Origin of the sequence: Streptomyces sp. NBC_00885, from assembly GCF_045207475.1 — a bacterium.
Classification (GTDB): Bacteria; Actinomycetota; Actinomycetes; order Streptomycetales; family Streptomycetaceae; genus Streptomyces.
The window spans coordinates 7,416,103-7,440,384 of record NZ_CP108796.1 but is presented as its reverse complement, the minus strand read 5'-3'; the positions used below and the strand labels follow the sequence as shown (position 1 = coordinate 7,440,384).

The following is a 24,282-nucleotide window of genomic DNA, read 5'->3' as shown; positions in this document are numbered from 1 at the left end:
GCCCGCGTCTCCCCTCAGTCGAATGCGCGAAGCCTGCTCGTCATCCCCGCCACAAATCGCTCGCCAAGGGGCGTCAGCGCACCTGATCCGGCCAGCCCTTCGACAGCCCTGGCGGCCTGTCTGCGCCGGTCGACGCACTGCGCCCGCGCCGTGCGCGCAGACTCGCCGTCCGCCGTAAGCCTCCGTACGCGCCAGAAGTCCGCCACCGCGAGCTGCGCGTACGCCTCCTGCATCAGGCCGACGAGCGGCCCCGGGCAGAGATCGTGACGGTCCAGTACCGCACCCAGCTTCATCTGCTGGAACTCGCGGATGATCACCAGTGCCAACAGGTCCGGCGAGCCGGGCCTGACCGCCCCCACCGCTCCGAAGGCTTCTCTGGAAGCGGCGCCGAAATCACCGCCGTCCGAAGCGTGCAGCGGGGTGATGGCTCGCAGGCCTGCCACCAAGCCCGGTCCGTACAACGGCAGTTGACGCTGGATCAACGACCAGGCCTCGGTCAGGTCCTCTGCCCAATTCTTCGCCTCACCGGCGGACAGGCGCTGAGCCGCGGGCCGCTCATAGGCGTCTCTCAGCGGGTCGGTGTCCTCCAACGCCACGGTCCAGCCGGGAAGTTCGACCAGTCGCACGGGCTGCCAGTGCGGAGTGAGTCCGTCAACCCCCTCCTCCCAGGCGATCCGCAGCATCCTGCCCGCAGCCCGTACGGAGAAGCCCTCGACGTCCATGGCCACCTCCGCGTGGCCGGAAACGTGTCCCAGAGTCACCGCGCCGATACCGGGCAGCCGCAGCAGTCCGTCGCTCACCGGGACGACGACTGTGACCTCGCTCCGCGCCCTCATCGCACTGGCCGCCGCGAGCTCGGCGAGACCTGCCGTGATGGTCCCCGACCCCCAGCCCTTCAGGACGCGCAGGGCCCAGGGACGCGTATACGGGTGAGCCAGCACCGCGTCCACCGCGTGTGGGGCGTCCTGGTCCAGTTGCCGCAGCAGCTCTGATGCCGCCGCCGCGGCCCTGTCGGCGACTGGGGCACGCTCGCTCACGGCGGCCAGCAGTTCCCGGTTGAGGTCGAGTTGGGCGGCCGCCAGGCGCCCCACGGTGTCCGCACTGCCGAATCCCGTGGCCAGTTCGTCGAGGTCGTCGGCTTCCCCGGATCGCAGGGGCCCGGCCGGCTGTGCCGCCGCTGTGGCTTCCCTGTCGCGGATACTCGTGATCAGTGCCATCAGATCGGGGCAGAAGACGGAGGGATTGTCGAATCCGCTTCCGGTCCGGTAGCGGTGGGCGTAGAGGCCACCGCCGCAGGAGGTGACCACCGGGCAGGCGCGGCACTGATCGCTGAGCTGCTCAACTCCGAGCTGACGGGCGAGCATTCCGGGATGCTCGAGCACCTCGTCCAAGGAGTTCGCGAAGACGTCCATGCCCGTGACAGGTGCGCCGTCATAGGCGGTCTTGAGACTGTCGGCCTGTTCGAAGGTGCCGTCGGTCTCGATGACGACAAGATCGGCGGGCGCCAGGCCCAGCGACTCGGTCAGGCTGCTCTCACCGCGCAGTGTGCGCAGCACGGAGTCGAAGATCCGCACGGGGACCGGCCGCCCGTAACCGTCCCAGCGCCGGTAGATGGCGCCGAGCCAGTCCGCGTAGGGCGTCGCCGACGCCCCCGGCCGCGGGGGTGGCACATCCCAGGTCGCATGGGGCAGAAGGAAGTCGATGCGCGGGGGACGCAGGGCGACCAGGGCGTCGTACACCGCAAGGGGGTCGTTCTCGACATCGATCGTGCACAGCAGTCCCGCAAACAGCCGCCGGTACGCTGGCCGGTTGAGGAGATCCACGGCCCGCAGCACCTGCGGATGGCTGCTGCGGCCGTCGGCATAGCGGCGATGGCGGTCGTTGGATGCCTTGTCACCGTCGAGCGATACGCCGACTTTGATGTCCAGTTCGGCGAAGAGATCGCAGAAGCGCTCGTCGAGCAACACTCCGTTGGTGTGAATGCGCAGATCCAGGGCGCACACGCCGTCCAGGGCGCCGTACAGCTCCTCGGCGGCCTTCCTTAATCGGATGGGCCCGGCCAGCAGCGGCTCCCCGCCGTGCAGCACGACCTGGACCAGCGAAAGCCGGTGGGCCCTGGCATGCTCGGCGATGCGTGCCGCCGTCTTTTCCATCGCCTTTTCAGCCATTGCCCTGGGCCGACCACGCCAGCTCGAGTCCGCGTGCTCGTAGACATAGCAGTGATCACACGCGAGATCACAACGGCTGTGCACCTTGAGCACGAACTGACTCAACGACGGGAGTGGCCGGTCCACGGCTCGGCTCCTTTCAGTCACTCAGATCGAGGACTGAAAGGCTGCACCCAACGGACGAGACCCGTCACTGACCGACAACAGTCGACGGACGGACTCGGGCAGGTCCCCACCAGCGTGGCCAATGGCCTGTTTCACCAGCGGCTCCCGATGGGTAACCTGCTGACGGGGTGCGGCCTCGGGCCTGCCGACCGCGGAGACAAGGGCAGTGTCCATTGAGCGCCTTTCAGTATGGATGGCTCATGGCACGCAGGAATGCGCACCAGTGAGACTATTGTGAATCAATACCGCTTATTCGGACATTTCGCACAACACGTGTCCCCCCTCGGCGCCAACGAATTGCAGGCGCTTTGGTTGCCGAATGCCCGACCAGGCCAGCCGTTCGGGCGACACGCGCGGGCGCGCGTACCAGAGTAAAAGGCAGTCGCCCGCCTCCGCCATGGCCTTGGCTACTCAAGACGTCTCGATTCCGAGACGTTCGACGACCACCGCACCCGGCAGCTCCGCGAACGCCTTCCCCGGCACGATCAGCTTCCCGCGGCGGCGTCCGCTTCCGATGAGCACCCACTCCGTGTCGATCACGGAGGAGTCGACCAGCAGCGGCCATTCGGCGGGCAGCCCGATGGGTGTGATGCCGCCGTACTCCATTCCGGTCTCGCCGACCGCCGTGTCCATCGAGGCGAACGACGCCTTGCGTGCGCCCAGTTGCCTGCGGACGACCCCGTTCACATCGACCCGCGTACTGGACAGGACCACACACGCCGCGAGCGTCGACTCGCCGCCGCGCTTGCCCGAGACCACCACACAGTTCGCCGACTGTTCGAGCAGCTCCCGTCCGTAGTGCTCGACGAAGGCGGCGGTGTCCGCGATCTCCGGGTCGGTGTCGACGTAGATCAGCTGCTGGGCGGGGATGTCCCCGTGCCAGGCCCGCACGGCGTCGGCGACGGGCTCGGTGAGCAGTTCGAGGCAGTCGGCAGCGGGCCAGGCATCGTCGAAAGTACCGATGGGAGCGTGCATTGGTCCACGCTAACAGCCGCTCCCACACTGGCGGTTGAGCGGCTCAGCGCGCGGGCGGGATCGAGACGGCCATGGTCATCTCCACCGGCTCGTCCCCCTCGTTGCGATAGACGTGCGGAGCGTTCGCCTCGAAGGTGGCGGAGGTGCCCGCCGGTACGGCGTGAGGCTCGCCGTCGACGACGAGGGTGAGCTCACCGGCGGTGACATGGAGCAGCTCGACCGTGCCGTCCGGGTGCGGGTCGGATTCGCTGGTGTCGCCGGGCATCAGCTTCCAGCCCCAGAGTTCGAGGGGACCGGCGCCCTCGGTGCCGACCAGCAGGGTCGTGTAGCTGCCGGACGATGTGGACCACATGCGGACTGCCTGTTCCGGGGGTACGAGGCGGACCTGCGGGCCCTGCTCGTAGTCGAGGAGTGTGGTGATGCTGACGCCGAGGGCGTCCGCGAGCTTCACCGTGGTCCCGACGCTCGGATTCGTCCGCGCCTGCTCGATCTGGATGATCATGCCCCGGCTGACCCCTGCCCGGGCGGCCAGGGCATCGAGCGTGAACCCCCGCTCGCCGCGCCAGCGCTTGAGATTGCGGGCGAGCGACTGGGTGAGCTGATCGAGGTCCGACACATTCCGTCCAACTGTCCGGCCGTCCAATATTCTGGATGACAGAGTTCAATACATTGCACTACCGTGTGGTGCACCCAAACGTTCACTGCACTGTACTGCGAGGCCCGCCATGACCGCACTGTTCGCCCTGGCCACCAGCCTCCTGTGGGGTCTGGCCGACTTCGGCGGCGGACTGCTGACGCGACGCATGCCGGCCCTCACGGTCGTCGTCGCCTCGCAGGCGATCGCGGTGGTGGTACTCGGCGCGATCGTCATCGCCACCGGCGGCTGGGCGGAGGCCGGACCGCAGCTCTGGTACGCCGTCGCGGCCGGTGTCGTCGGCCCCGTGGCGATGCTCGCCTTCTACAAAGCGCTCGCCCTCGGGCCGATGGGTGTCGTCTCCCCGCTCGGCTCGCTTGGCGTCGCCGTGCCCGTCGGCATCGGTCTGATCCTCGGCGAGCGGCCCGGGCTGCTGCAGTTTGCAGGCATCGCCGTCGCCGTGGCCGGAATCGTGCTGGCGGGCGGACCCCAGCTGCGCGGTGCGCCGGTGCAGCGTCAGGCCATCCTGCTGACCCTCCTCGCCGCCTTCGGCTTCGGCGCGGTGATGGCCCTGATCTCCGAGGCGTCGACCACGATCACCGGTCTCTTCCTCGCACTGTTCGTGCAGCGCGTCACCAATGTGACGGTCGGCGGCGCGGCCCTGTTCGTATCGGTGAAGCGCGGGGCGCGGGCCCTGCCCGAGGACGGCGGGATGCGGATCGTCTGGGCCTCGATCCCGGCGCTCGCCTTCGTCGGCCTCGCCGACGTCGCGGCCAACGGCACCTACTCCATCGCCGCGCAGCACGGCCCCGTGACCATCGCCGCCGTACTCGCGAACCTCTACCCGGTGGTGACGGTCCTCGCCGCGCTCGTCCTGCTCAAGGAACGGCTGCGTGCGGTCCAGGCGACGGGCGCGGGGCTCGCGCTGGTGGGCACGCTCCTGCTGGCCACGGGCTGACCGCCGCCCCCGCGGTCAGCTCTCCTCCAGCTCCGCGAGCGCCAGCAGCTGCTCGGAGGTGATGCCTTCCGGGATCGGCACGGGAGCGGGCGTGCGCAGCGGGGGCTGCCAGCCGCGGACCGGGTCCCAGCTGCGTACGACCCGGGCGGGAGCCCCGGCGACCACCGAGTGGTCGGGGACCTCGCCGCGGACGACAGCGCCCGCCGCGACCACCACATTGCGGCCGAGCCGCGCGCCGGGAAGGATCACCGCACCGGTGCCCAGCCAGCAGCCGGGACCGATCTCGACCGGCTCGGTGCGGGGCCACTGCTTGCCGACCGGCTCATGGGGATCGTCGTAGCTGTGGTTGGTCGAGGTGATGTAGACATACGGCCCGCAGTACGTGTCCGAGCCGATCGTCACCCTGGTGTCGGCGATGACATGGCTGCCGCGGCCCAGGACGACACCGTCACCGAGCGTCAGTATGGGGTCGGCGCCGAGGTCGAGACCGGGCATCATCCCCGCGGTGAGGGTGACCTGTTCGGCGATGATGCAGTGGTCGCCGAGCTCGATCCACGCCTCGCCGAAGACGGTGCCCTGCGGGAAGGCGAGCCGGGTGCCGGAGCCGAGCCGGCGAAAGCGCAGTGGGCCGGGGTGCTCCGCCGTGACTGCGCCTGTTTCCTGCACCCAGCGCCAGCCGCGCTGGACGGCGCGCGTGAGGACGCGCCGCCGCCAGGCGGCCAGCGATGAGAACGTGTTTCTGTTCCGGGGCACCCGCACACGGTAGTCGGCCCGCCCGGCCTGATCACGGCCGCGCGCTGTGATGTTCGCCCCACGCCGCGTCACACAAGGGTATTGATCAGCCGTCAGGGACGACAGGCTGTGCCCGGGGCCGGACCCCTCTGTCTGGACGAGGCGGCCACCGCGGTGGGGACGTGGCCCGCGCTCGCCCCGGCCTTCCGGCATCCCGGGCACAGCACCGAAGCGGGCACTCTGACTGCCGCTACAAGACACGGCAACGGTGCGATCCGCATTCCGGTGCCTGGAAGGTATGCCGCAGGCGGACGAGCGCCTATCCGTGAACGCGATCTACGGATACGCAAAAAAATCAGACCGGGCGGCTGTTCCTCGACCGGCTGAGCTGCTGCCGGGACTGCGATTCGAGCTTCCGGCGGGCCCGGGAGACATGCTGCTCCACGGTACGCGGCGACAGATGCAGCGTAGCGGCGATCTCACGGTTGGTGAGCCCCGCGGATGCCAGGTCCACGACCTCCTGCTCACGCGGGGAGAGCTGGTCCCCGTAGCTCGGGCGCCCGCGGGGGCGCTGCTCGGGGGCGGGCTGATGGGCTCGGAGCGTCGCCCGTACGCGTGCCGCGTCCCAGCCCGCCCCCAGGTCGGTCAGTTGCTGCACGCACAGGGCCAGTTCCTCGACGGCAGCGGCTGCTTCGGTGCCCCGGCCCGCCTCCAGCACGCACTGCGCGGCGGCCTCGGTGGTGAGGATGGCCACGTACGGGCGGGGCATCTCGGTGTACAGGGCCGCTGCTTCACGGAAGTGGGGCACCGCCCGGGCCGGCTCGCCCGCCGTCTCCAGCAGGACGCCACGGCACCACTGGAGTGCGGCCGCGGCCGCCGGTACGAGATTGCCTTTCAGGCCCGCCTCGAACTCGGCGACCATGTCCGAGGCCAGCTGCGCCCGGCCCGCGCGTGCGGTCGCCTCGACGGCCCAGGGCGCGAGCTCCGAGGCCCAGACCCAGACGCCCTTGTCACGCAGTCGGTCCCAGGCGTCGGCCGCCTCGGAGGCCGCGGTGTCGATGTCGCCGCGGGCGATGGCGGTACGCACCAGCGCACCGGCGGCGGCGGCCACATGCGGCAGCGGTGAGCCGACGGGCAGCGGATGCCCGTCGCCCGACAGCCATGCCGCCATCTGCTGCCACTCGCCCTGGGCCAGGGCGAGCATGCCGAGGACGATCCGGGCGTCGGCCGCCGGCCCGGGCATGACGCCCGTCTCGGCGACGAAGGCCCGCGCCCGGGCGGCAAGCCCCTCCCACCGGCCGTTGATCCAGTCCAGCAGGAGGACGCTGCCACGCCCGTCCTGTTCGACGTACGAGGCTCCGCTGCGGGCCGCCAGATCCAGCCCCTCTTCCAGCAGGTCCCCCACGCGCTGCAGATGTCCCAGCCACAGGGAGGCGTCCGCCGCGTTCACCAGCCCGCGCGCCACGTGCGGGAGCCGGTCGGGGTGATCGGTCTCCTCGCGCAGCCGCTCCAGCACGTCCCAGGCCGTGGGGTCCCCGATCTCCAGCTGTACGGCGATGCAGTTGGCGGCGACCGCCGTGCGCACTTCGGGGTCGTCGCTGCGGGCCGCCATCTTCTGGACCTTCTCCAGCCAGTGCAGATTGCGTTCCAGCGGGACCGCGGACATCACGGGCATGGCGAGCGCCGACATGGCGCGCGCGGCGAGGGCCGGACGTTCCGCCAGCTCGTCGGCCGCCTGCTCCAGTTCCACCCAGCCCTGCAGGCCCATACCGGCCTGGTTGTACAGGACGAGTCCCAGGTCGAGCCTGATCTGACCGCGTACGGCCGGGGGCAGGGACTGGTCGTCGAGGATCTGGCGCAGCACCTCGACGGTCTGGTCGGTGTGCAGCCCGAGCACCGCGCTGTGGGCCAGCAGCGGCGCGAGCCTGGCACGCACCTCGCGCGGGACCGACGGGTGGGACAGGGCGTGTTCCAGCAGGTCCATCGCCGTCTGGTGCTCGCCGGCCTCGGCACACTGCTCTGCGGCACGCTCGACTGCCTTCAGCCAGCCGCGCAGCTGACCGCCGCGGTGCCGGTGGGTGGCGAGCCGCGCCCAGGGCACGGGGTGGCGACGGGCGAGGACGGCGGCGGCCCGGCGGTGCATGTCCTGGCGCAACGGCCCGGGGAGCTCCTCGTAGACGGCCGTGCCGGCGAGCGGTGAGGGGAATCCGTACACATCACTGCCGGTCTCCTGGAGTACGGCTCCGCGCAGGGCGGCCATCAGTGCCTCGCGGCCGGTCTCGGCGGGCAGCGCGGCGACCGCGTACAGGTCATCGGCGCTGCCGGGCTCGTCCAGTACCGCCGCCGCGCGCGGGACGGCCCGGTGCTCCGGTGACAGCGCGGCCAGGCGGCCGAGGACCAGTTCGGCCAGCCGTACGGGAGTGCCCGTGGCGTCCACGTCCCGTGCCGTGTAGCGCTCCTTCGGGCCGCACACGTCCTCCAGCTGGCGCACCAGGTCGACGACGACCTGCGGGACTCCCGCGGAGCGCTCGTGGATGCGGGCGACCAGTTCCGGCGGGCAGCTTTCGGGGCCCAGCCGCTCCTCGACCAGCCGGCGCACCTCGTCGGCGTCCAGTGGTTCGCGTCGTATGCGCAGCAGGGACAGCCCGGCCGGGTAGCTCACAGGTCTGCCCAGCACCAGACCGGGTTCGGCCAGCTCCTCGGGCCGGTAGACCAGCACGGCCGCGAGTCCCGCGGGCGGCCGTTCCAGCAGCCGCCGCAGCAGGTCCTGGCTGCCCGGGTCGGCGCGGTGCACGTCTTCGGCGATCAGCAGTACGGGGCCGCCGGATTCGACCAGGGACGCCAGTTCCACGGCCAGCGCGGCGGCGTCCGGACAGATCCGCGGCGACTGCGGGGGCGGCTCGATACGGGTGCGCCCGGTGGTCCGGTCGTTGCCCGTCTCGGGGCGGGGCGGATGGGCCGGGTGATGTGCCAGTGCGGTGCCGGAAGCGGTGAAGGTCAGGACGACGCGTGGGCGCGGGCCCGTCTCGGAGGCATCGAGCAGCCGGTCGACCAGTCGGCTCTTGCCGGTTCCTGCCTTTCCTTCGATCAGGAGCAGGGCCGGCTGGCGAGTGGGACGGTCGAGGGTCTGTTTCAGCCACCTTTCCCAGGCGTCGTCACCGAGCGTGTTCACCGGCTCACCCTCCTCGACATTTCCGGGCATTTCATTTCTTTAGGTATCCGTACTTCAGTCTCCCCAATTGCGCCGAGTGTGCGCTGCCCACGAGGTTAGACCCAGCGCCCGGGCACCACCTGGGCAAAAGGAGCCGACAGTGATCGCATCAGCAGAGGAGTCCCCCCACCGTCCGCCTTCCGGCCGGATGCCGTATGGCGGAATTTCGGGACTGGCCCAGTGTGCGATGTCGGCGACGCCGGAAGCCGCGCGCACGCTGAGGCACTTCGCCCGCGCCGTCGCGCAGCGGTGGCGACTGCACGACGACTTCCACGAGGCACTTGCGGTGATCGTCACCGAGCTGGTCAGCAATGTGGTGCTGCACAGCGGCAGCTCGTGGGTCGCAGTGGCCATCAGGGTCCGCGGGAACACCCTGACGACCGAGGTCAGGGACGGCGGCAGCTGGAAGCACCGCTCAGTACGGCGGCAGGAGCCGCTGGACGCCCACGCCGACCTCGGTCATGGTCTCCGGCTCGTCGACGCGTTCGCGACACGGACCACCACGCGCAGGCTGGAAGCCGGCAGCGTGGTGGCGGCCGAGATTGTCATGCCCGCCTCTTCCGGCGGACCCCCGGTGTAGCGGCCTGCGGCCGCGTCGAGCGGACGGGAACCCGGCGGGACTTCAGCCGGTTTCCGTCGCCTCGCGATGCCCCTTGGCCAGCAGCAGATACATCGAGGCGTTGAGCTTGATGCCCTCCCGCTCCTCCTCGGTCAGCTCACGCTTGACCCTTGCGGGCACGCCCGAGACGAGCGAGCCGGGCGGTACGCGCATCCCCTGCGGTACGAGCGCCTGCGCGGCAATCAGCGAACCGGCGCCGATGTGCGCGCCGTTGAGGACGGTGGCGCCCATGCCGACCAGTACGTCGTCCTCGACGGTGCAGCCGTGCAGCACGGCATTGTGGCCGACGGAGACGCGCTCGCCGACGGTGACCGGGAAGCCGGGGTCGACGTGGACCGTGCAGTTGTCCTGGATGTTGGTGTCGGCGCCCAGGACGATCGGGCCGCAGTCCGCGCGCAGCACCGTGTGGTACCAGACGCTGGAGCCCGGGGCCATGGTGACCTCACCGATCACGACGGAAGTGGGAGCGGTGAAGGCGTCGGGCGCGATGCTCGGCTCCTTGCCGCCCACTGCCGCGATCAGTGCCTTTCCTGCTGCCATCGCCGTCTCTCCTCGGTTCTTCTCGTCAGTCCTTCGCGTATTGCGGGTCAGTCGGAGGCGGGCACGGGCTCCGGCTCGGCCTTCGCCTGCGCGGCCGCCTTCTTGGCACGGCTCTTGAGCACCAGCATCGAGGTGAGGCCGATCAGCACGGCGAGGACGAGCCCCAGCCAGGAGAACCGCTTGAGCCAGGCCTCGGCGACCACACCCACGGAGTAGATGACGGCGGTCGTACCGCCCGCCCAGAGGATGCCGCCGAAGACGTTGGCGATGAGGAACTTCCAGTACGGCATGCGCAGCACGCCCGCGAGCGGCCCGGCGAAGATACGCAGCAGGGCGACGAAGCGGCCGAAGAAGACGGCCCACATGCCCCACTTCTCGAAGGACCGCTCCGCCATGGCGATCTGCGCCTCACCGAAGTGCTTGGGGAACTTCCCGCCGAGCCAGGCCAGCAGAGGTCTGCCGCCCTTGCGCCCGATGGCGTAGCCGATGGAGTCGCCGATGATCGCGCCGGCCGAGGCACAGGCGCCGAGGATGTACGGATTGATCTCGCCGTGCTGCGAGGCGAGCAGGGCAGAACTGACGAGGACGATCTCGCCCGGCAGCGGAATGCCGAGGCTCTCAAGGCCGATGACCACCCCCACCAGGAGGTAGATGCTGACCGCAGGGACGGTCTCGAGCCACTCCTGGACGTGCAACGCCGGTTCCTCCCGAGGTCACCGGGCGCGGGCTCCCCGGCGTGCGCCCGCGTCGGCGCACGCCGGGCAGCCTACCTCGGGCGCTCAGGCAGTGCGCTCACGCGGTGTGCGGCAGTGAGCTCGGGCAGTGAGCTCGGCCGCCACGCTCAGGCGTTGGGGCGCAGCGTCCACACGATCGTCATCTCGCCGGTCACCGCGCCGTCCGCGCGCTGGATGGCGATCTCGACGGGGAACTCCGGGCGCTCCCCCGCGTCCAGTTCGGCGACGACATCGGCGATCGGGCGGCCGAGCGTGGCGGTCGCGGTGACGACGCCCATCGCCAGCTTCTTGTAGCCGATTTCCGCCTTGACGGCGAGCGGTACGGCACGGTTCATCTGGTCGCCGAAGGCGGCGATGACGATGGCACCGCTCGCGGTCTCGGCGAGTGTGAACATCGCTCCGGCGTGCGGTCCGCCGACATGGTTGTGGAAGTCGCCCTGGTCCGGCATGCGGACGACGGCCCGCTCAGCGGTGGTCTCAAGGAACTCCAGGTTGAGGGTCCGGGCCATGGGGACCGTGGCGGCGAGCATCTCGCCGACTGACATCTGATCAGCGCTCATGGACGGCGATGTTACCCATGAGTAGCAGTATTGGCCATCCCCTGGCGGGGGCGGACGTGGCACCCGTGGCACCGCACCTCTATCGTTACTCGCCATGTGGCCAGGACAGCAGCCGCCCGGGGGCGAGCAGAACCCGCAGGACCAGAACCCGTACCAGCAGCCGGGGTACCAACAGCCGAATCCCTATCAGCAGCCGGGATACCAGCAACCGGGTTACCAGCAGCCCAATCCGTACCAGCAGCCGACGGTGCCGCAGTACGCCGTGCCCGGCCAGCCGCCCGGTGCGCCGCAGCCGCCGCAGGACGACAAGAAGAAGACGACCATCGTCGCGATCGTCGCGGCCACGGCTGTCGTCGCGGCCGCGGTCGTCACCGGCGTCATCGTGCTCAAGGACGACGACAAGGGCACCAGCGACGAGGGCAGCAAGGTCGGCGCCTCGAAGACGCCCACCGCCAACAAGCCCAGCACGGCGCCCGCTTCACCCACCGAGAACCCGCGCGGCGGCGAGGACGCCAAGCCGCTCATCGCGGGCTGGAAGGTCGTCACCAACCCCAAGCGCGGCACCCAGTTCGACGTCCCGCCCACCTGGGAAGTCGCCGGCTCCAGCGTGAGCACCTTCTTCGAGGACGAGAAGAAGAACGACGGCTCGCCCGTCGTCGTCATGTCGGCCCCGGCCCACTACAAGTCCAAGTGGTGCACGTTCGACACCGACAAGGACGGCAAGCCCGAGCAGTGGGGCCTGAGCTCGACCGGCACCAAGGGCGGCAAGGGCGCGACCGACACCGCCACCGGCGCCTACAACGAGGCGGGCAACTGGGTCTGGGCTGGTTACGCGCAGAAGGAGCCCAAGGGCACGGTCAAGATCACCAAGGCGAAGCCCTACACCACCAAGTCCGGGCTCACCGGCAGCGTCGCCACGGCCACCGCGCTCGGCGTGAAGAAGACCAACAAGTGCAGCACCGACGGCAAGTCGATCGCGTTCACCTTCAAGAACAGCAAGGGTGACTTCGCGAGCTGGGTCCTGTACGCCAACACCGGTGTCAAGGACGAGGTCCCGGACGCGACCATCGCGCAGATCCTGAGCACGGTCCGGCTGGCGGGAACGCCCACCGACTGATCCGTTCGGCAGTGCGGCCGGCAGCGGGTCTGTCCGGCCGCCTCACCCGATGCTGAAGGCGCCGTCGGGCGGCTCGGGTGACGCCACCGCGTCCGCGTCCCGTACGACCTTCGCGTCCCCGATGAGCCGGGTCAGCGATGAGCCGTGCTCCAGCCGCGCCGGAAAGGCGTCGGCGGAGGTGCGGCGGGCGAGGGGCGCCGTGTCGATGGGGGTCTGCGAGGCGAGCAGCAGCGCGTTGCCGAATCGCCGCCCGCGCAGCACGGAGGGTTCGGCGATCAGCGCCAGCTCCGTGAACACCGAGGCGAATGTGGCGAGTTGGGAGCGCAGGAAGGCGAAGGGCGCGCCGTCGGCCAGGTTGGCGGCGTAGATTCCGCCGGACCGCAGGACGCGTTCGGCGGCACGCGCGTACTCGACCGATGTGAGATGGGCGGGTACGCGCGAGCCGCCGAAGACATCGCCGATCAGTATGTCCACGGAGTCCGCGGGAGCCGCCTCGACCCAGGCGCGGGCATCTGCGCCGTGCACCTCGATCCCCGATCCCGCGGGCAGCGGCAACTGCTCGGCGACCAGCGCCAGCAGTCCGCGGTCCGCCTCCACGACGTCCTGGCGCGAGCCGGGCCGGGTCGCGGCCACATAACGCGGCAGGGTCAGCGCCCCGCCGCCCAGATGCAGCACGTCGACAGGGACGCCCTCGTCCGCGGCGCAGTCGACGACATGACCGAGGCGCTGCGCGTACTCGAACTCCAGGTGGGTGGGCGCGTCCAGGTCGACATACGACTGGGGCGCACCGTCCACCGTCAGCAGCCAGGCCCGGTCCCGGTCGATGTCCGGCATCAGTTTGGCGGTGCCGCGGTCAACCTCGCGGATGACGGGTAGCTGCTCGTTCACCGTCTCATTGTGCCCACACCGCGGCGACGGCCTTGACGTGCGCGGCGGCCTGGGCCAGCCCGGTACGGGCGGCGGGGGCACGCAGCGCCGGGTCCAGCCGGCCGCGGCCGATGACCTTCCTGGCGGCGGCATCCGGGGTGATGACCTCGACACGGGCGCCCGCCGCGGCGAGCTGCGCGGCCTGGGCGCGGGGGGAGGCCATGGCCTTCGTGCCGTAGGCGATGGGCGCGAGGACGACCACCCGCTCGTAACCGGCGGCGAGATGGGCATTGGCCGTGGTGTGCACGCCCCCGTCGATCCACCTGCGGCCATCGATGGTCACCGGCGGCCAGACACCGGGGACCGCGCAGCTGGCCGCCACGGCGTCGACGAGCGGTACCCCGCTGTCCTTGTCGTACGTCGTCAACGCGCCCGTGAGCGCGTCGACGGCGGTGACGAGCAGGCGCCGCTCCGGCCATGTGTGTGAGAGGAGCCGCCGGGCGATCACCTCGCGGCGGGACGCCTCGTCGCCGGTGTCGCGGGCGAGTGCCAACCTGCCGAGCTTGCGTCCGTACTCCTCGGGTGTACGGGACGAGAGGATCGCCCGTGCGTACGTCAGCGTCATCGAAAGACCGAACCGGGCGGCACTCTCGCCTTCCGGAGGGGCGAGCTGGCGCTCGTACAGCCCGGCGAGGCCCAGCCTGCCGGAAGCGACCTGGGCGGCGACGACCGCGCCCGCGGAGCTGCCGACGAGGAGGTCGGCGGTGGTCAGATCCACGCCCGCGCGGGCGAGTCCGTGGAGGATGCCGATCTCCCAGCCCACGCCGGTGATTCCGCCGGCGCCGAGTACAACTGCCGTGTCAGCCATGGGAGTCAGTCTGGCGCGACCGCGTCCCGCGGTGTGCGGCGGGGCTGGGACGCGGGGACTGACGCCCCCACGCCCCCGGGGCGCCGGCCTTCGCGGCGACGCGGGCGCCGGTGGGGGAAGCGCAGGCCGCACCCCCGGGGACGCCGGCTTCGCGGCCCGAATCACGCACGCCGCTGCCTGGCCGATCGCCTCCCGCAGGGTGCAAGAGGCGGCCGTGGGGGCTGACGCCCTACCGCGGGGGCGCCGACTCCGCGGTGCACCTCGCATCCCCGCCAGGTGGGAACGGGCGCCGCCCTCCCGCGGGTGCGGGCGGGCAGAGAAGCGGACGCCGACGCCGCGGCCCATCGCGGCGGGTACCGGATACCGCCTCCTGGGGTGCGGCGGGGTGGGACGGGGGCTGACGCCCCCACGCCCCCACCGCCAGCCTCGTCGCGCGGCTCGCGCCAAGCCGCGCGGCGAAACCGACCGCACCTCGCCGCCCGCCGAACCGGCGCTCCCTCCCGCAGGGTGCAGGAGGCGGGACGCGGCAGCCGGCGACACGCTGCCGCCCCGCGCAGCCGGCGCGCCTCGCCGCCGCGGCCCACCCCGCAGTCACACCAGTTCCGTCACCGTCCCCGCGCCCACCGTGCGGCCGCCCTCGCGGATCGCGAAGCCGAGGCCCGGCTCCAGGGGGATGTCGCGGCCCAGCTCCACGGTCATCGTGACCGTGTCGCCGGGCCGGGCGACCGCCACCTCGCCGAGGTCGACGTCGCCGACGACGTCCGCCGTGCGGATGTAGAACTGCGGCCGGTAGCCGGTGGAGACCGGCGTCGTACGGCCGCCCTCCCGGGTGGACAGGACGTACACCTGCGCCGTGAAGCGCCGACTCGGCACGACGCTGCCGGGCGCCGCCACCACATGGCCGCGCCGGACCGCGTCACGCGCCATGCCTCGCAGCAGCAGGGCGACGTTGTCACCGGCCTCCGCGGACTCCATCGGCTTGCCGAAGGTCTCCAGACCCGTGACGACCGTCTCGGTGTCCGCGCCGAGGACCTGGACGCGGTCGCCGACGCGGACCGTGCCCCGCTCGACGGCGCCGGTGACGACCGTGCCGCGCCCGGTGATGGTGAGCACGTTCTCCACCGGGAGCAGGAACGGCGCGTCCGTGTACCTGACGGGCATCGGCACATACGTGTCGACGGCGTCGAGCAGCGCATCGACGGCGGCCGTCCAGCGTGGGTCGCCCTCCAGCGCCCTGAGCCCGGAGACCCGTACCACCGGCGCGGCATCCCCGCCGTACCCATGGGCCGTCAGCAGCTCGCGGACCTCCAGCTCCACCAGGTCGGTGAGCTCGTCGTCGCCCGCGTCCGCCTTGTTCAGGGCGACGACGATGTGGTCGACGCCCACCTGGCGGGCGAGCAGGACATGCTCTGCGGTCTGCGGCATGACCCCGTCGAGCGCCGAGACGACGAGGATCGCCCCGTCCAGCTGCGCGGCTCCGGTGACCATGTTCTTGACGTAGTCGGCATGGCCCGGCATGTCCACGTGCGCGTAATGCCTGGTGTCGGTCTCGTACTCGACGTGCGCGATGTTGATGGTGATGCCGCGCTGCGCCTCCTCGGGAGCCCGGTCGATCCGGTCGAACGGCACGAAGGTGCCGGTCCCGCGCTCGCTGAGGACCTTGGTGATGGCGGCGGTGAGTGTGGTCTTGCCGTGGTCGACGTGGCCCATGGTGCCGATGTTGAGGTGCGGCTTGGTGCGCACGTATGCCGTCTTGGGCATGGCTGTTTCCTCGGTTTCCTCGGAACTCGAAGCGTGGTGGGACCCCTGGGCCTTGCCGACCCTCCCCCTGTGGGGTCCGCCGGACGATCCGGGAAGGGTCAGCTTCGGGCGCTGTCGAGGGGCGCTGCGGCAGCGACGGCTGCGGCCGCTGCGGGGAATGCGGCAGCCTTCGGCGCGTCCGCGACTGCGGACGGCGCTGCGAGGAAGGCGTACCGGAACATGTCGACGATGATCGCTCAGGGCGCTTCGCCGCGTCGAACGGTTTTCCCCGCGCGGGAGTTGTACCTGTTCAGCAGGTCACACGTTCTTGAGCGCCTCGCGTACGGACAGCGGCGCGAGCCGGTCCCGGTGCCGCTCGACGAAGTCGCGTACCGCGTCGGCATCGGTCTTGGCGTACTCGCGCAGGCACCAGCCGATCGCCTTGCGGATGAAGAAGTCGGGGTGGTCGGCGCGGCGCAGGCAGTAGGCGAAGAGCCGTTCCGTGTCGGTCGCGTCCTTGTAGCGGAGCTGATGGAGCAGCGCGGTGCGCGCGACCCACAGGTCGTCGTCCTCGATCCAGCTGTCCATGACGGACCTCAGCCCGGGATCGGCGCTCACGAGCGGTCCGGCGACATGTGCGGCGAGCGCGTCGACGGTGTCCCACCACGAGACGGTGACGACGAGATGGCGTACGACCGGCAGCAAACCGGAGGAGCAGCGCTTCACATGACGGCGCAGATAGTCGACGGCGAAGTAGTGATACTCGCGCTCGGGCAGCTCCCAGCAGCGCAGGGCGATCGCGGTGCAGTCGGCCTCGTCGGGGACGGCGGTGCCGTCGAGAACGCTGCGGGAGAGCTCGCGGCGGGTGCCGGTGTAGAGCCCGAGGAAGGGCGCGATGCCCTTCATGTACGCGGCGGCCGACTCGGCCCTGACCGCATCGGCGCCGGTCGGGTACACGGCGGTGAGGCGCGCAAGGACGGTGTCGGCGAGCTCGCTGTGCGGGACGGCGGGCGGGTGGACCGGGGTCATGCGGCTCACATTACGGCGATCACATCCCGTGTCGGTTACTCTCCCCGGATGCTCGACCCCGTCCCCCGGCCCGCATCGGGCCTCGCCGTGCGCTGCACGAGGGCGCTGTTCTCCCCGTGGTCGCGGCTGTCGCTGCTCGTGGCGATGCTGGCCGCCGCCGCGGTGACGGTGGTGTTGTACGAGCCGCAGCGGCTGCTCTCGGCGGGCTGGCCGCCGCAGCTGAGCGGGGCTGCCGCGGTCGTGCTGTTCGGCGTCGCGTACGGGGCGTGCACCGCGGCCTTCGTGCCGCGCCCGCTGCTCAATCTGGCGGCGGGCGCGCTCTTCGGCTCGCAGGCCGGGTTCGTCTCGGCCCTTGCCGGAACGGTGCTGGGTGCGGGTATCTCGTTCGCGCTGGGGCGACTGCTCGGGCAGGACGCGCTGCGGCCGCTGCTGCGGGGGCGCTGGCTGAAGGCGGCCGACACCCAGCTGAGCAAGCACGGCTTCCGCTCGATGCTGGCGGTGCGGCTCTTCCCCGGCGTGCCCTTCGCCGCGGCGAACTACTGCGCCGCCGTCTCCCGTATGCGCTATGTCCCTTTTCTGCTGGCGACGGCAATCGGCTCGATCCCGAACACGGCGGCCTATGTGGTCGCGGGCAGCCGGGCGGGCTCGCCGACGTCCCCGGCGTTCCTGATCGCGATGGGCTTCATCGTGGTGACGGGGCTGGCCGCGGCCTGGGTCGCCTGGTGCAAGCGGCACCGGCTGCGAGGGCGTTAGACCGGGCACACAGACGGTCAGGGGCAAGGTATTGCTGGACCCGGGCTTACGGTCCATGGCTCCCCGCTGCCTCATCTGCTCGCCACCACCGCCCAGTTGGCGTGGGAGGAGTGGACTGCGCGCGGGGCCGCGCACCAAGGCGTGGGCCACGTCCGGCCGTTGAACGGGGGACGTCGTCGCCGGAATCGCGGACGGTGGCTCGCGGCTCCAGAGACGCCGACGGGGCGGGGCCCGGTGCGGGCGCTGACAGGGGCTGCGAGATTGCCGCCGATCGGGGGACGCTAGGCTTCCTGAGACCTGGCGCATGATCGGGAACGCTACGCGCCGTCAGACCGTGATCATTTCTTGGGTGGCGTAGTTTTCGATGTCTTGGTTCGAATCATTCATCCTCGGGCTCGTCCAGGGACTGACCGAGTTCCTGCCGATCTCCTCCAGCGCGCATCTGCGGCTCACCGCCGCTTTCGCCGGCTGGGAGGACCCGGGCGCCGCCTTCACCGCGATCACCCAGATCGGCACCGAGACGGCCGTCCTCATCTACTTCCGCAAGGACATCGCACGCATCGTCTCCGCCTGGTTCCGTTCCCTGACGAACAAGGAGCTGCGCAGTGACCACGACGCCCAGATGGGCTGGCTGGTCATCGTGGGCTCGATCCCGATCGGTGTGCTCGGCGTCACGTTCAAGGACCAGATCGAGGGCCCGTTCCGGGATCTGCGGCTGATCGCGACGACCCTGATCGTGATGGGCATAGTCCTCGGCATCGCCGACCGTCTTGCCGCCCGTGACGAGCAGGGCGGCAAGCACCGGGCCGCCAAGCAGCGCAAGACGCTGCAGGAACTGAGTGTCAAGGACGGTCTGATCTACGGTGCCTGCCAGGCGATGGCCCTGATTCCGGGCGTCTCGCGCTCGGGCGCGACCATCAGCGGCGGTCTGCTGATGGGCTACACGCGCGAGGCGGCGGCTCGCTACTCGTTCCTGCTGGCCATCCCGGCCGTACTGGCCTCGGGCGCCTTCGAGCTGAAGGACGCGAGCGAGGGCGGGCATGTGGACTGGCCGCAGACCTTCTTCGCGACGATCATCGCCTTCGCCGTGGGCTACGCGGTGATCGCATGGTTCATGAAGTTCATCACTACGAAGAGCTTCATGCCCTTCGTGATCTACCGCATTCTGCTGGGAATCCTGCTGTTCATCCTGGTCGGAACGGATGCGCTGAGCCCGCACGCGGGTGAGTCGGGCGGCTGAGGCGCGTTGACGCGGGACTGACGGCTGTCGTACCCAGGCCTTAGCCTGTCTGCATGTCCCCCTTGTCCCGCGAGTCAGAAACCGCGTTGTCCGCCGCCGAGCTCAATGCCCGGATCCGAGAGCTATGGGCGGACGGCGAGCTGCCCGACGACCGGCGCCCGGAGTACGAGGCACTGGTGGTGGAGTGGGCCGCGGCCGCGCTCGGGGACGTGCAGCACGCCGCCTAGGTCAGGCCTAGGTCCTGTCCGGTCGATCAGGCCGGCGAGCCCGGCAAGATCGGCCGGACAGGGCCTGAGCGCAGGGCGGGCAGGCCAGGAGCGCTCGGCTTGATCGGGGGCTCGGCTAGCCTGAGTGCACAATGAACCGTTTGACGACGTCATGGGGCGGCTTCGAGCTCGCCCGCTTCCCCGAGGACCCCCGCGACACCCTCCGCGCCTGGGACGCCGCCGACGAGTACCTTCTGCGGCAGCTCAAGGGGATCGACGACGCCGCGCCCACGGACCTGAACGGCACGCTGGTCGTCGTCGGGGACCGCTGGGGCGCCCTCGCCACCTCGCTCGCAGCCCACCGGCCCGTACAGATCACGGACTCCTTCCTCGGCCAGGAGGCGACCCGGGCGAATCTGGCCCGCAACGGCATCGACGTGGACGCGGCATGCCTCCGGTCGGTCAGGGACCTGCCGCCGGAGCGTATCGACGTACTGCTGATCCGGGTGCCCAAGAGCCTCGCGCTGCTGGAGGACCAGCTGCACCGCCTCGCGCCCGCCGTGCACGCGGACACGGTCGTCATGGGCACCGGGATGGTCAGCGAGATCCACACCTCGACGCTGAAGCTGTTCGAGCGGATCCTCGGCCCGACCAGGACCTCGCTCGCGGTGAAGAAGGCGCGGCTCATCTTCTGTACGCCCGACCCCAGACTCTCCCGCACCCCGAGCCCCTGGCCGCTGCGCTATGCGCTGCCCGGCGACGTGGGCGTGCTCGCGGGCCGGAGTGTCACCAATCACGCGGGCATCTTCTGCGCCGAGCGCCTCGACATCGGCACCCGTTTCTTTCTGCGCAGCCTGCCGAAGCGAAACGGTCCGGAGCGGGTCGTCGACCTGGGCTGCGGCAACGGCGTGGTCGGCACGGCGGCCGCACTGGCCAATCCGGCGGCCTCGGTGACTTTCATCGACGAGTCGTTCTCGGCGGTCTCCTCGGCCGAGGCGACGTACCGCGAGAACGTCCCGTCGGACACGAAGGCGGAGTTCCTGGTGGGCGACGGTCTGTCGGGTGTGCCGGACGCGTCCGTCGATCTGGTGCTGAACAATCCGCCGTTCCACTCGCACCGGGCGACGACGGACACGGCCGCCCGCCGGATGTTCGGCGAGGCCCGCCGCGCCCTGCGGCCCGGGGGCGAGCTCTGGGTCGTCGGAAACCGCCATCTCGGCTATCACCTGAGACTGCGCCGCCTGTTCGGGAACTGCGAAGTCGTCGCCGGCGACCCGAAGTTCGTGGTGCTGCGGGCCGTCAGGCAGTAGGACAGAGCCTCCGGCCGCCCGGCTCAGCGGCCCAGGCCGTCGGCGCCGTCCTGCCACTCGGCGTACGGAACGCGGGAGATCTCGCGTACGACTCCGAGCGGTGCCCATTCGTCCTTGCCGAGCCGGGTGAGCGGCGCCAGCTTCGTCACCTCGGGGTGCCCGCCCGCCATCACTTCCTTGCTGACCGCGGCATGGACGACGCGGCCGAAGACGACCGTCGAGTCGCCGAGTCGTACGGTGCTGTGCAGTTCGCATTCGAGGGCCACCGGCGATGCCGCTACGCGCGGAGGCTTCACGCGCAGGCTCGTCTCGCGGGCGATGCCCACCGCGTCGAACTCGCTGATGCCACGCGGAAAGTCGGTGGCGGTGGCGTTGATCTGCTCGAAGAGCGGCTCGGGTGCGAAGTTGACCACGAAGGCCCCGGTGTCCTCGACATTGCGCAGCGAGTCCTTGCGGCCGACCGAGGTGAACTGCACGACGGGCGGTGCCACGCACGAGATCGTGAAGAAGGAGTGCGGGGCGAGGTTGTCCGTGCCGTCGGCCGATGTTGTCGAGACCCAGGCGATGGGCCTGGGGACGACGGTGGCGGTCAGCAGCCGGTAGAAGGTGTCGCGGTCGCACTGGGCCGGGTCGTAGTCGATGCGCATGGGGGAAGTATGGCGCCTCACGACGAACTGGCGCAGATCGACCGTTTGCTGAACAAGAGCGGGTGAAGAGCAGGTGACTGGCGTGCACAGCTCTTGGCCTGGGGCCCTTACTGCCCGAAACTGACCCGATGACGCAGCGCGTGGATCTCGCGACCGTGATGGACCGACTGACCATCGATGAATTGATCACCAGCTATGCGGTGGCGGTGGACGACGGCGACTGGGACGCCTACCGCGCCCTGTTCACCCCCGAGGGGCGCGCGGACTACCGCAGCTCGGGCGGGATCGAGGGCGAGGCCGCCGAGGCAGCCGACTGGCTGGCCGAGACGATGCGTCTCTTTCCCGTACGCCAGCACCTCATCGTCAACCGGCGGCTGCACATTCAGGACCTGGGCGGCTATCCGGGCGACCGGGCCGAGCTGCAGGCCGACTATGTGAACCCGATGCGTCTGGAGTCGGGGGACGACTTCGTCTCCGGCGGCCGGTACACCTTCGGCCTGCTGCGTACGGACGCGGGCTGGCGGCTGCGCACCGTGGTGATCCACGAGAAGTGGCGGCGGGCTCCGGAAGCCCCCGGCGGCGTCTGACCGACCCCGGGCGCACTGTCCTTGCAGGTCCTGCTCGCGCACACTGGAGACGACACCGCTCGCGGTCGCCGCGGGGCGGACGAGGAGGCGCGGTATGCGGATTCCGGTCGGCCGGCCTGGCAGGGCCCGCGCGCGAGAGCTCGCGGCATCTGCGCGCTGGCGGGCCGTCGCCGCGGTGGCCGCCGGTGCGCTGCCCGCTCTGGCCTTTCCCGAACCCTCGCTGTGGTGGTTCGCGTATGTCGCGCTGGTGCCGTGGATGCTCCTGGTCCGGGACGCGCCGACGGGCCGCCGGGCGGCGGTCGAGGGCTGGCTGGGCGGCATCGGCTTCATGATCGCCGTGCATCACTGGCTGATCCCGAGCCTGCATGTGTTCATCGTGCTGATCGCCGCGCTGCTGGGGCTGCTGTGGGCGCCCTGGGGGTGGCTGGTGTGGTCGCTGCTGTCCGGGAGGCGGCCGAGGCCGGCCAGAGCGGTCGCCGCTCTGGCGGTGGTGCCCTCGGGCTGGCTGATGATCGAAGTGGTCAGGTCGTGGGAGGGGTTGGGCGGCCCCTGGGGGTTGCTGGGAGCGAGCCAGTGGCAGGTCTCCCCCGCGCTGCGGCTCGCCTCTGTGGGTGGCGTCTGGCTGGTGAGCCTGCTCGTGGTGGCGGTGAACACCGTGGTGACGGTGCTGATCGCGGTGCCGCAAGCCCGGACGGCAGCGGTGGGCGGCGGGGTCATCTGTGCGCTCACCACGACCGCGGTCTGGCTCTGGCTTCCGCAGCCGGAGCCGTGGGGGCGGGCCCGTATCGCTGTCGTACAGCCGGGTGTCGTCGACGGTCTCGAGAGCGTCGAGCGGCGCTTCGCCCGCAGTGAGGAGCTGACCCGCCAACTGGCCGGTCAGGACATCGATCTGGTGGTCTGGGGCGAGAGCAGCGTCGGCGCGGATCTGCGCGAGCGCCCCGATCTGGCGGCCCGTATCGCGGTGCTCTCGCGCGCGGTCGGCGCGGATCTGCTGGTCAATGTGGACGCCCGGAGCAAGGACGGCGACGGCCGGGCGGGGATCTTCAAGAGTTCGGTTCTGGTGGGCCCACAGGGTCCGACGGGTGATCGCTACGACAAAATGCGGCTCGTTCCTTTCGGTGAGTACATACCGGCCCGCGAGCTGCTGGGCTGGGCGACCTCGGTCGGCAAGGCTGCCGGCGAGGACCGGCTGCGCGGCAGCCGTCCGGTGGTGATGGTGCTGCCCGGCGAGGGTACGGGCGGACTGCGTCTGGGGCCGCTGGTCTGCTTCGAGTCGGCGTTTCCCGACATGGGCAGGAGGCTGACCAGGGACGGCGCGCAGCTGCTGATCGCCCAGTCGGCGACCTCGTCGTTCCAGGGGAGCTGGGCGCCCGAGCAGCACGCCTCGCTGGCGGCGCTGCGGGCGGCCGAGAGCGGCCGGCCGATGGTGCACGCCACGCTCACCGGCGTCAGTGCGGTGTACGGACCCGACGGCAGCCAGGTCGGCCGCCTGCTCGGCACGGACAGCAGTACCGCCGCCGTCTACGACGTCCCGCTGGCCCGCGGCACCACCCCGTTCGTCAGGTTCGGCGACTGGCCGGTCTACGGAGCACTGGCGGTCCTCGCCGCGCTCTGCGCCGCCGAGGGTGTGCGCTCGCTCAGGAGGCCTGCTCCAGGGCTCGCAGCACCACCTGCTCGCACAGCTGATGAGTCCGCAGCGCGTCCTGTGCGCTGAGGAGCTTCCCGGCCCGTACGGCGTCGATGAAGGCCAGCACCGACTGCTCGATACCGCGCTGGCGCGCGACCGGCACCCAGTCGCCCCGCCGTCGTACGCTCGGCTGCCCCTTGTGGTCGACGACCTCCGCGAGATTGCGGACCTCGCGCTTGGTGTCCTGGCCCGACACCTCGAGGATCTCCTCGGTGGAGCCGCTCATCCGGTTCATCGTCCCGATCGCGGTGAAGCCGTCGCCGGACAGCTGCAGCACGACATGGTGCATCAGGCCGTCGACGATCCGGGCCCGTACATCGGTGTGGTCGATCGGTCCGGGAGCCAGAAAGCGCAGCGTGTCGACGACGTGGATGAAGTCGTCGAGTACGAGGGTGCGTGGATCCTCGGCGAGGCCGACGCGGTTCTTCTGCATCAGGATCAGCTCGCGCGGGTGCTCCAGGCACTGGGCGTAGCCCGGCGCGAGACGGCGGTTGAAGCCGACTGCCAGGCTGGCGCCACGCGCTTCGCCGAGGGCCACCAGCCGCTCGGAGTCGGCCAGTTCGTACGCGAGCGGCTTGTCGACGTACGTCGCCACACCCGCTTCCAGCAGCCGCGCCACGATCTCGGCGTGCACGGACGTCGGTGCGTGGACGAAGGCGGCGTCGAGGCCCTGCGCGAGCAGCGACTCGAGGTCGGTGTGGCGGTGCCCGGCCGGGATGTGGTGGGTCTCGGCGATCCGCTCGAGGGTGGCGGGGGTCCGGGTCTGCAGATGCAGTTCGACCCCGGGCAGCGTGGTGAGCACGGGCAGATAGGCCTTCCGCGCGATGTCGCCGAGCCCGATGCAGCCGACCTTCACAGGGGCCTCCTTGGCGCTGTGCCGGTTGTCCTTCGTGTGCGTCGTGTGCTCCGGCAGCATACGTGCGCTGCCGGTGCCA

The 24,282-nt window shown here is 70.7% G+C and carries 24 protein-coding genes; 9 read left to right on the top strand and 15 right to left on the bottom strand.

Annotated elements, in window-relative coordinates; translation table 11 throughout:
• Positions 1–14: 14 nt before the first annotated feature.
• The 3 genes from OHA61_RS33875 to OHA61_RS33865 all read right to left on the bottom strand — a co-directional run bounded on the left by OHA61_RS33875 (position 15) and on the right by OHA61_RS33865 (position 3,924).
• The gene (locus OHA61_RS33875) at positions 15–2,294 is read right to left on the bottom strand and encodes an FxsB family cyclophane-forming radical SAM/SPASM peptide maturase (RefSeq protein ID WP_406306214.1); all 2,280 of its coding nucleotides are present in this window, start codon (positions 2,292–2,294) and stop codon (positions 15–17) included.
• Between the two features lie 450 nt (positions 2,295–2,744).
• Positions 2,745–3,308 (bottom strand): YbaK/EbsC family protein, encoded by a 564-nt coding sequence (locus OHA61_RS33870; protein WP_406306213.1) that lies wholly within the window; start codon positions 3,306–3,308, stop codon positions 2,745–2,747.
• Between the two features lie 43 nt (positions 3,309–3,351).
• On the bottom strand, positions 3,352–3,924 hold the full coding sequence (locus OHA61_RS33865) for an XRE family transcriptional regulator (protein WP_324978511.1): 573 nt from the start codon (positions 3,922–3,924) through the stop codon (positions 3,352–3,354).
• Positions 3,925–4,033: 109 nt separating this feature from the next.
• On the opposite strand from OHA61_RS33865, the gene OHA61_RS33860 reads away from it, so the two are divergent.
• Positions 4,034–4,900 carry an EamA family transporter gene (locus OHA61_RS33860; protein ID WP_406306212.1) on the top strand — a complete coding sequence of 289 codons (867 nt, stop codon included), beginning with the start codon at positions 4,034–4,036 and terminating at the stop codon, positions 4,898–4,900.
• Positions 4,901–4,915: 15 nt separating this feature from the next.
• Here OHA61_RS33860 and OHA61_RS33855 read toward each other — a convergent pair whose 3' ends face one another.
• Both OHA61_RS33855 and OHA61_RS33850 read right to left on the bottom strand, forming a co-directional pair.
• Entirely contained in the window at positions 4,916–5,653 is a 738-nt protein-coding gene (locus tag OHA61_RS33855) for an acyltransferase (protein ID WP_324978515.1), read from the bottom strand.
• Positions 5,654–5,987: 334 nt separating this feature from the next.
• Complete coding sequence (locus OHA61_RS33850; protein ID WP_406306211.1) at positions 5,988–8,834, bottom strand: LuxR C-terminal-related transcriptional regulator; 2,847 nt, start codon at positions 8,832–8,834, stop codon at positions 5,988–5,990.
• A gap of 109 nt (positions 8,835–8,943) precedes the next feature.
• On the opposite strand from OHA61_RS33850, the gene OHA61_RS33845 reads away from it, so the two are divergent.
• Entirely contained in the window at positions 8,944–9,423 is a 480-nt protein-coding gene (locus tag OHA61_RS33845; protein ID WP_324978518.1) for an ATP-binding protein, read from the top strand.
• 42 nt (positions 9,424–9,465) lie between these two features.
• On the opposite strand, the gene OHA61_RS33840 is transcribed toward OHA61_RS33845, so the two are convergent.
• The 3 genes from OHA61_RS33840 to OHA61_RS33830 all read right to left on the bottom strand — a co-directional run bounded on the left by OHA61_RS33840 (position 9,466) and on the right by OHA61_RS33830 (position 11,281).
• Positions 9,466–10,002 carry a gamma carbonic anhydrase family protein gene (locus OHA61_RS33840; protein ID WP_361909257.1) on the bottom strand — a complete coding sequence of 179 codons (537 nt, stop codon included), beginning with the start codon at positions 10,000–10,002 and terminating at the stop codon, positions 9,466–9,468.
• A 47-nt stretch (positions 10,003–10,049) separates the two neighbouring features.
• Positions 10,050–10,697: a DedA family protein gene (locus OHA61_RS33835; RefSeq protein ID WP_361909260.1), complete on the bottom strand. Its 648-nt coding sequence runs from the start codon at positions 10,695–10,697 to the stop codon at positions 10,050–10,052.
• Positions 10,698–10,843: 146 nt separating this feature from the next.
• On the bottom strand, positions 10,844–11,281 hold the full coding sequence (locus OHA61_RS33830; RefSeq protein WP_324983634.1) for a DUF4442 domain-containing protein: 438 nt from the start codon (positions 11,279–11,281) through the stop codon (positions 10,844–10,846).
• Positions 11,282–11,390: 109 nt separating this feature from the next.
• Here OHA61_RS33830 and OHA61_RS33825 point away from each other — a divergent pair, with 109 nt between their 5' ends.
• Complete coding sequence (locus OHA61_RS33825; RefSeq protein ID WP_406306210.1) at positions 11,391–12,413, top strand: hypothetical protein; 1,023 nt, start codon at positions 11,391–11,393, stop codon at positions 12,411–12,413.
• Positions 12,414–12,455: 42 nt separating this feature from the next.
• Here OHA61_RS33825 and OHA61_RS33820 read toward each other — a convergent pair whose 3' ends face one another.
• The 5 genes from OHA61_RS33820 to OHA61_RS33800 form a co-directional block, all read right to left on the bottom strand.
• A complete protein-coding gene (locus OHA61_RS33820) occupies positions 12,456–13,301 on the bottom strand; it encodes a spermidine synthase (RefSeq protein WP_406306209.1) in 846 nt (281 codons plus the stop codon).
• A gap of 4 nt (positions 13,302–13,305) precedes the next feature.
• Positions 13,306–14,148: a patatin-like phospholipase family protein gene (locus tag OHA61_RS33815; RefSeq protein ID WP_406306208.1), complete on the bottom strand. Its 843-nt coding sequence runs from the start codon at positions 14,146–14,148 to the stop codon at positions 13,306–13,308.
• 591 nt (positions 14,149–14,739) lie between these two features.
• Positions 14,740–15,909, bottom strand: coding sequence for an elongation factor Tu (tuf, locus tag OHA61_RS33810; RefSeq protein ID WP_406306207.1), 1,170 nt, complete (start codon positions 15,907–15,909; stop codon positions 14,740–14,742).
• A 98-nt stretch (positions 15,910–16,007) separates the two neighbouring features.
• Positions 16,008–16,130, bottom strand: a complete 123-nt coding sequence (locus OHA61_RS33805) for a hypothetical protein (RefSeq protein ID WP_406306206.1) — start codon at positions 16,128–16,130, stop codon at positions 16,008–16,010.
• A gap of 76 nt (positions 16,131–16,206) precedes the next feature.
• Positions 16,207–16,917, bottom strand: a complete 711-nt coding sequence (locus tag OHA61_RS33800) for a DNA alkylation repair protein (protein WP_406306205.1) — start codon at positions 16,915–16,917, stop codon at positions 16,207–16,209.
• A gap of 48 nt (positions 16,918–16,965) precedes the next feature.
• Here OHA61_RS33800 and OHA61_RS33795 point away from each other — a divergent pair, with 48 nt between their 5' ends.
• The 4 genes from OHA61_RS33795 (at position 16,966) to OHA61_RS33780 (ending at position 20,426) form a co-directional block, all read left to right on the top strand.
• On the top strand, positions 16,966–17,670 hold the full coding sequence (locus tag OHA61_RS33795) for a TVP38/TMEM64 family protein (protein ID WP_406306204.1): 705 nt from the start codon (positions 16,966–16,968) through the stop codon (positions 17,668–17,670).
• A 364-nt stretch (positions 17,671–18,034) separates the two neighbouring features.
• Positions 18,035–18,910 (top strand): undecaprenyl-diphosphate phosphatase, encoded by an 876-nt coding sequence (locus OHA61_RS33790; RefSeq protein ID WP_406306203.1) that lies wholly within the window; start codon positions 18,035–18,037, stop codon positions 18,908–18,910.
• Between the two features lie 53 nt (positions 18,911–18,963).
• Positions 18,964–19,137, top strand: a complete 174-nt coding sequence (locus OHA61_RS33785) for a hypothetical protein (RefSeq protein WP_266488392.1) — start codon at positions 18,964–18,966, stop codon at positions 19,135–19,137.
• Between the two features lie 131 nt (positions 19,138–19,268).
• On the top strand, positions 19,269–20,426 hold the full coding sequence (locus tag OHA61_RS33780) for a methyltransferase (protein ID WP_406306202.1): 1,158 nt from the start codon (positions 19,269–19,271) through the stop codon (positions 20,424–20,426).
• Between the two features lie 23 nt (positions 20,427–20,449).
• On the opposite strand, the gene OHA61_RS33775 is transcribed toward OHA61_RS33780, so the two are convergent.
• Positions 20,450–21,073: a flavin reductase family protein gene (locus OHA61_RS33775; protein WP_389368872.1), complete on the bottom strand. Its 624-nt coding sequence runs from the start codon at positions 21,071–21,073 to the stop codon at positions 20,450–20,452.
• A gap of 128 nt (positions 21,074–21,201) precedes the next feature.
• Here OHA61_RS33775 and OHA61_RS33770 point away from each other — a divergent pair, with 128 nt between their 5' ends.
• Positions 21,202–21,660 carry a nuclear transport factor 2 family protein gene (locus OHA61_RS33770; RefSeq protein WP_406306201.1) on the top strand — a complete coding sequence of 153 codons (459 nt, stop codon included), beginning with the start codon at positions 21,202–21,204 and terminating at the stop codon, positions 21,658–21,660.
• Positions 21,661–21,754: 94 nt separating this feature from the next.
• Positions 21,755–23,374 carry an apolipoprotein N-acyltransferase gene (lnt, locus tag OHA61_RS33765; RefSeq protein WP_406306200.1) on the top strand — a complete coding sequence of 540 codons (1,620 nt, stop codon included), beginning with the start codon at positions 21,755–21,757 and terminating at the stop codon, positions 23,372–23,374.
• Here lnt and OHA61_RS33760 read toward each other — a convergent pair.
• Positions 23,298–24,203 (bottom strand): Gfo/Idh/MocA family protein, encoded by a 906-nt coding sequence (locus OHA61_RS33760; RefSeq protein ID WP_406307574.1) that lies wholly within the window; start codon positions 24,201–24,203, stop codon positions 23,298–23,300. The two genes, lnt and OHA61_RS33760, sit on opposite strands and share 77 nt — an antisense overlap.
• Positions 24,204–24,282 lie beyond the last annotated feature (79 nt).

Excerpts from the sequence above, each read along its gene's own strand:
- OHA61_RS33870 (WP_406306213.1), bottom strand. The coding sequence starts at position 3,308 with ATGCACGCTCCCATCGGTACTTTCGACGATGCCTGGCCCGCTGCCGAC.
- OHA61_RS33860 (WP_406306212.1), top strand. The coding sequence starts at position 4,034 with ATGACCGCACTGTTCGCCCTGGCCACCAGCCTCCTGTGGGGTCTGGCC.
- OHA61_RS33850 (WP_406306211.1), bottom strand. The coding sequence starts at position 8,834 with ATGCCCGGAAATGTCGAGGAGGGTGAGCCGGTGAACACGCTCGGTGAC.
- OHA61_RS33840 (WP_361909257.1), bottom strand. The coding sequence starts at position 10,002 with ATGGCAGCAGGAAAGGCACTGATCGCGGCAGTGGGCGGCAAGGAGCCG.
- OHA61_RS33830 (WP_324983634.1), bottom strand. The coding sequence starts at position 11,281 with ATGTCAGTCGGCGAGATGCTCGCCGCCACGGTCCCCATGGCCCGGACC.
- OHA61_RS33825 (WP_406306210.1), top strand. The coding sequence starts at position 11,391 with ATGTGGCCAGGACAGCAGCCGCCCGGGGGCGAGCAGAACCCGCAGGAC.
- OHA61_RS33815 (WP_406306208.1), bottom strand. The coding sequence starts at position 14,148 with ATGGCTGACACGGCAGTTGTACTCGGCGCCGGCGGAATCACCGGCGTG.
- tuf (WP_406306207.1), bottom strand. The coding sequence starts at position 15,909 with ATGCCCAAGACGGCATACGTGCGCACCAAGCCGCACCTCAACATCGGC.
- OHA61_RS33805 (WP_406306206.1), bottom strand. The coding sequence starts at position 16,130 with ATGTTCCGGTACGCCTTCCTCGCAGCGCCGTCCGCAGTCGCGGACGCG.
- OHA61_RS33800 (WP_406306205.1), bottom strand. The coding sequence starts at position 16,917 with ATGACCCCGGTCCACCCGCCCGCCGTCCCGCACAGCGAGCTCGCCGAC.
- OHA61_RS33795 (WP_406306204.1), top strand. The coding sequence starts at position 16,966 with ATGCTCGACCCCGTCCCCCGGCCCGCATCGGGCCTCGCCGTGCGCTGC.
- OHA61_RS33790 (WP_406306203.1), top strand. The coding sequence starts at position 18,035 with ATGTCTTGGTTCGAATCATTCATCCTCGGGCTCGTCCAGGGACTGACC.
- OHA61_RS33785 (WP_266488392.1), top strand. The coding sequence starts at position 18,964 with ATGTCCCCCTTGTCCCGCGAGTCAGAAACCGCGTTGTCCGCCGCCGAG.
- OHA61_RS33780 (WP_406306202.1), top strand. The coding sequence starts at position 19,269 with ATGAACCGTTTGACGACGTCATGGGGCGGCTTCGAGCTCGCCCGCTTC.
- OHA61_RS33775 (WP_389368872.1), bottom strand. The coding sequence starts at position 21,073 with ATGCGCATCGACTACGACCCGGCCCAGTGCGACCGCGACACCTTCTAC.
- OHA61_RS33770 (WP_406306201.1), top strand. The coding sequence starts at position 21,202 with ATGACGCAGCGCGTGGATCTCGCGACCGTGATGGACCGACTGACCATC.
- lnt (WP_406306200.1), top strand. The coding sequence starts at position 21,755 with ATGCGGATTCCGGTCGGCCGGCCTGGCAGGGCCCGCGCGCGAGAGCTC.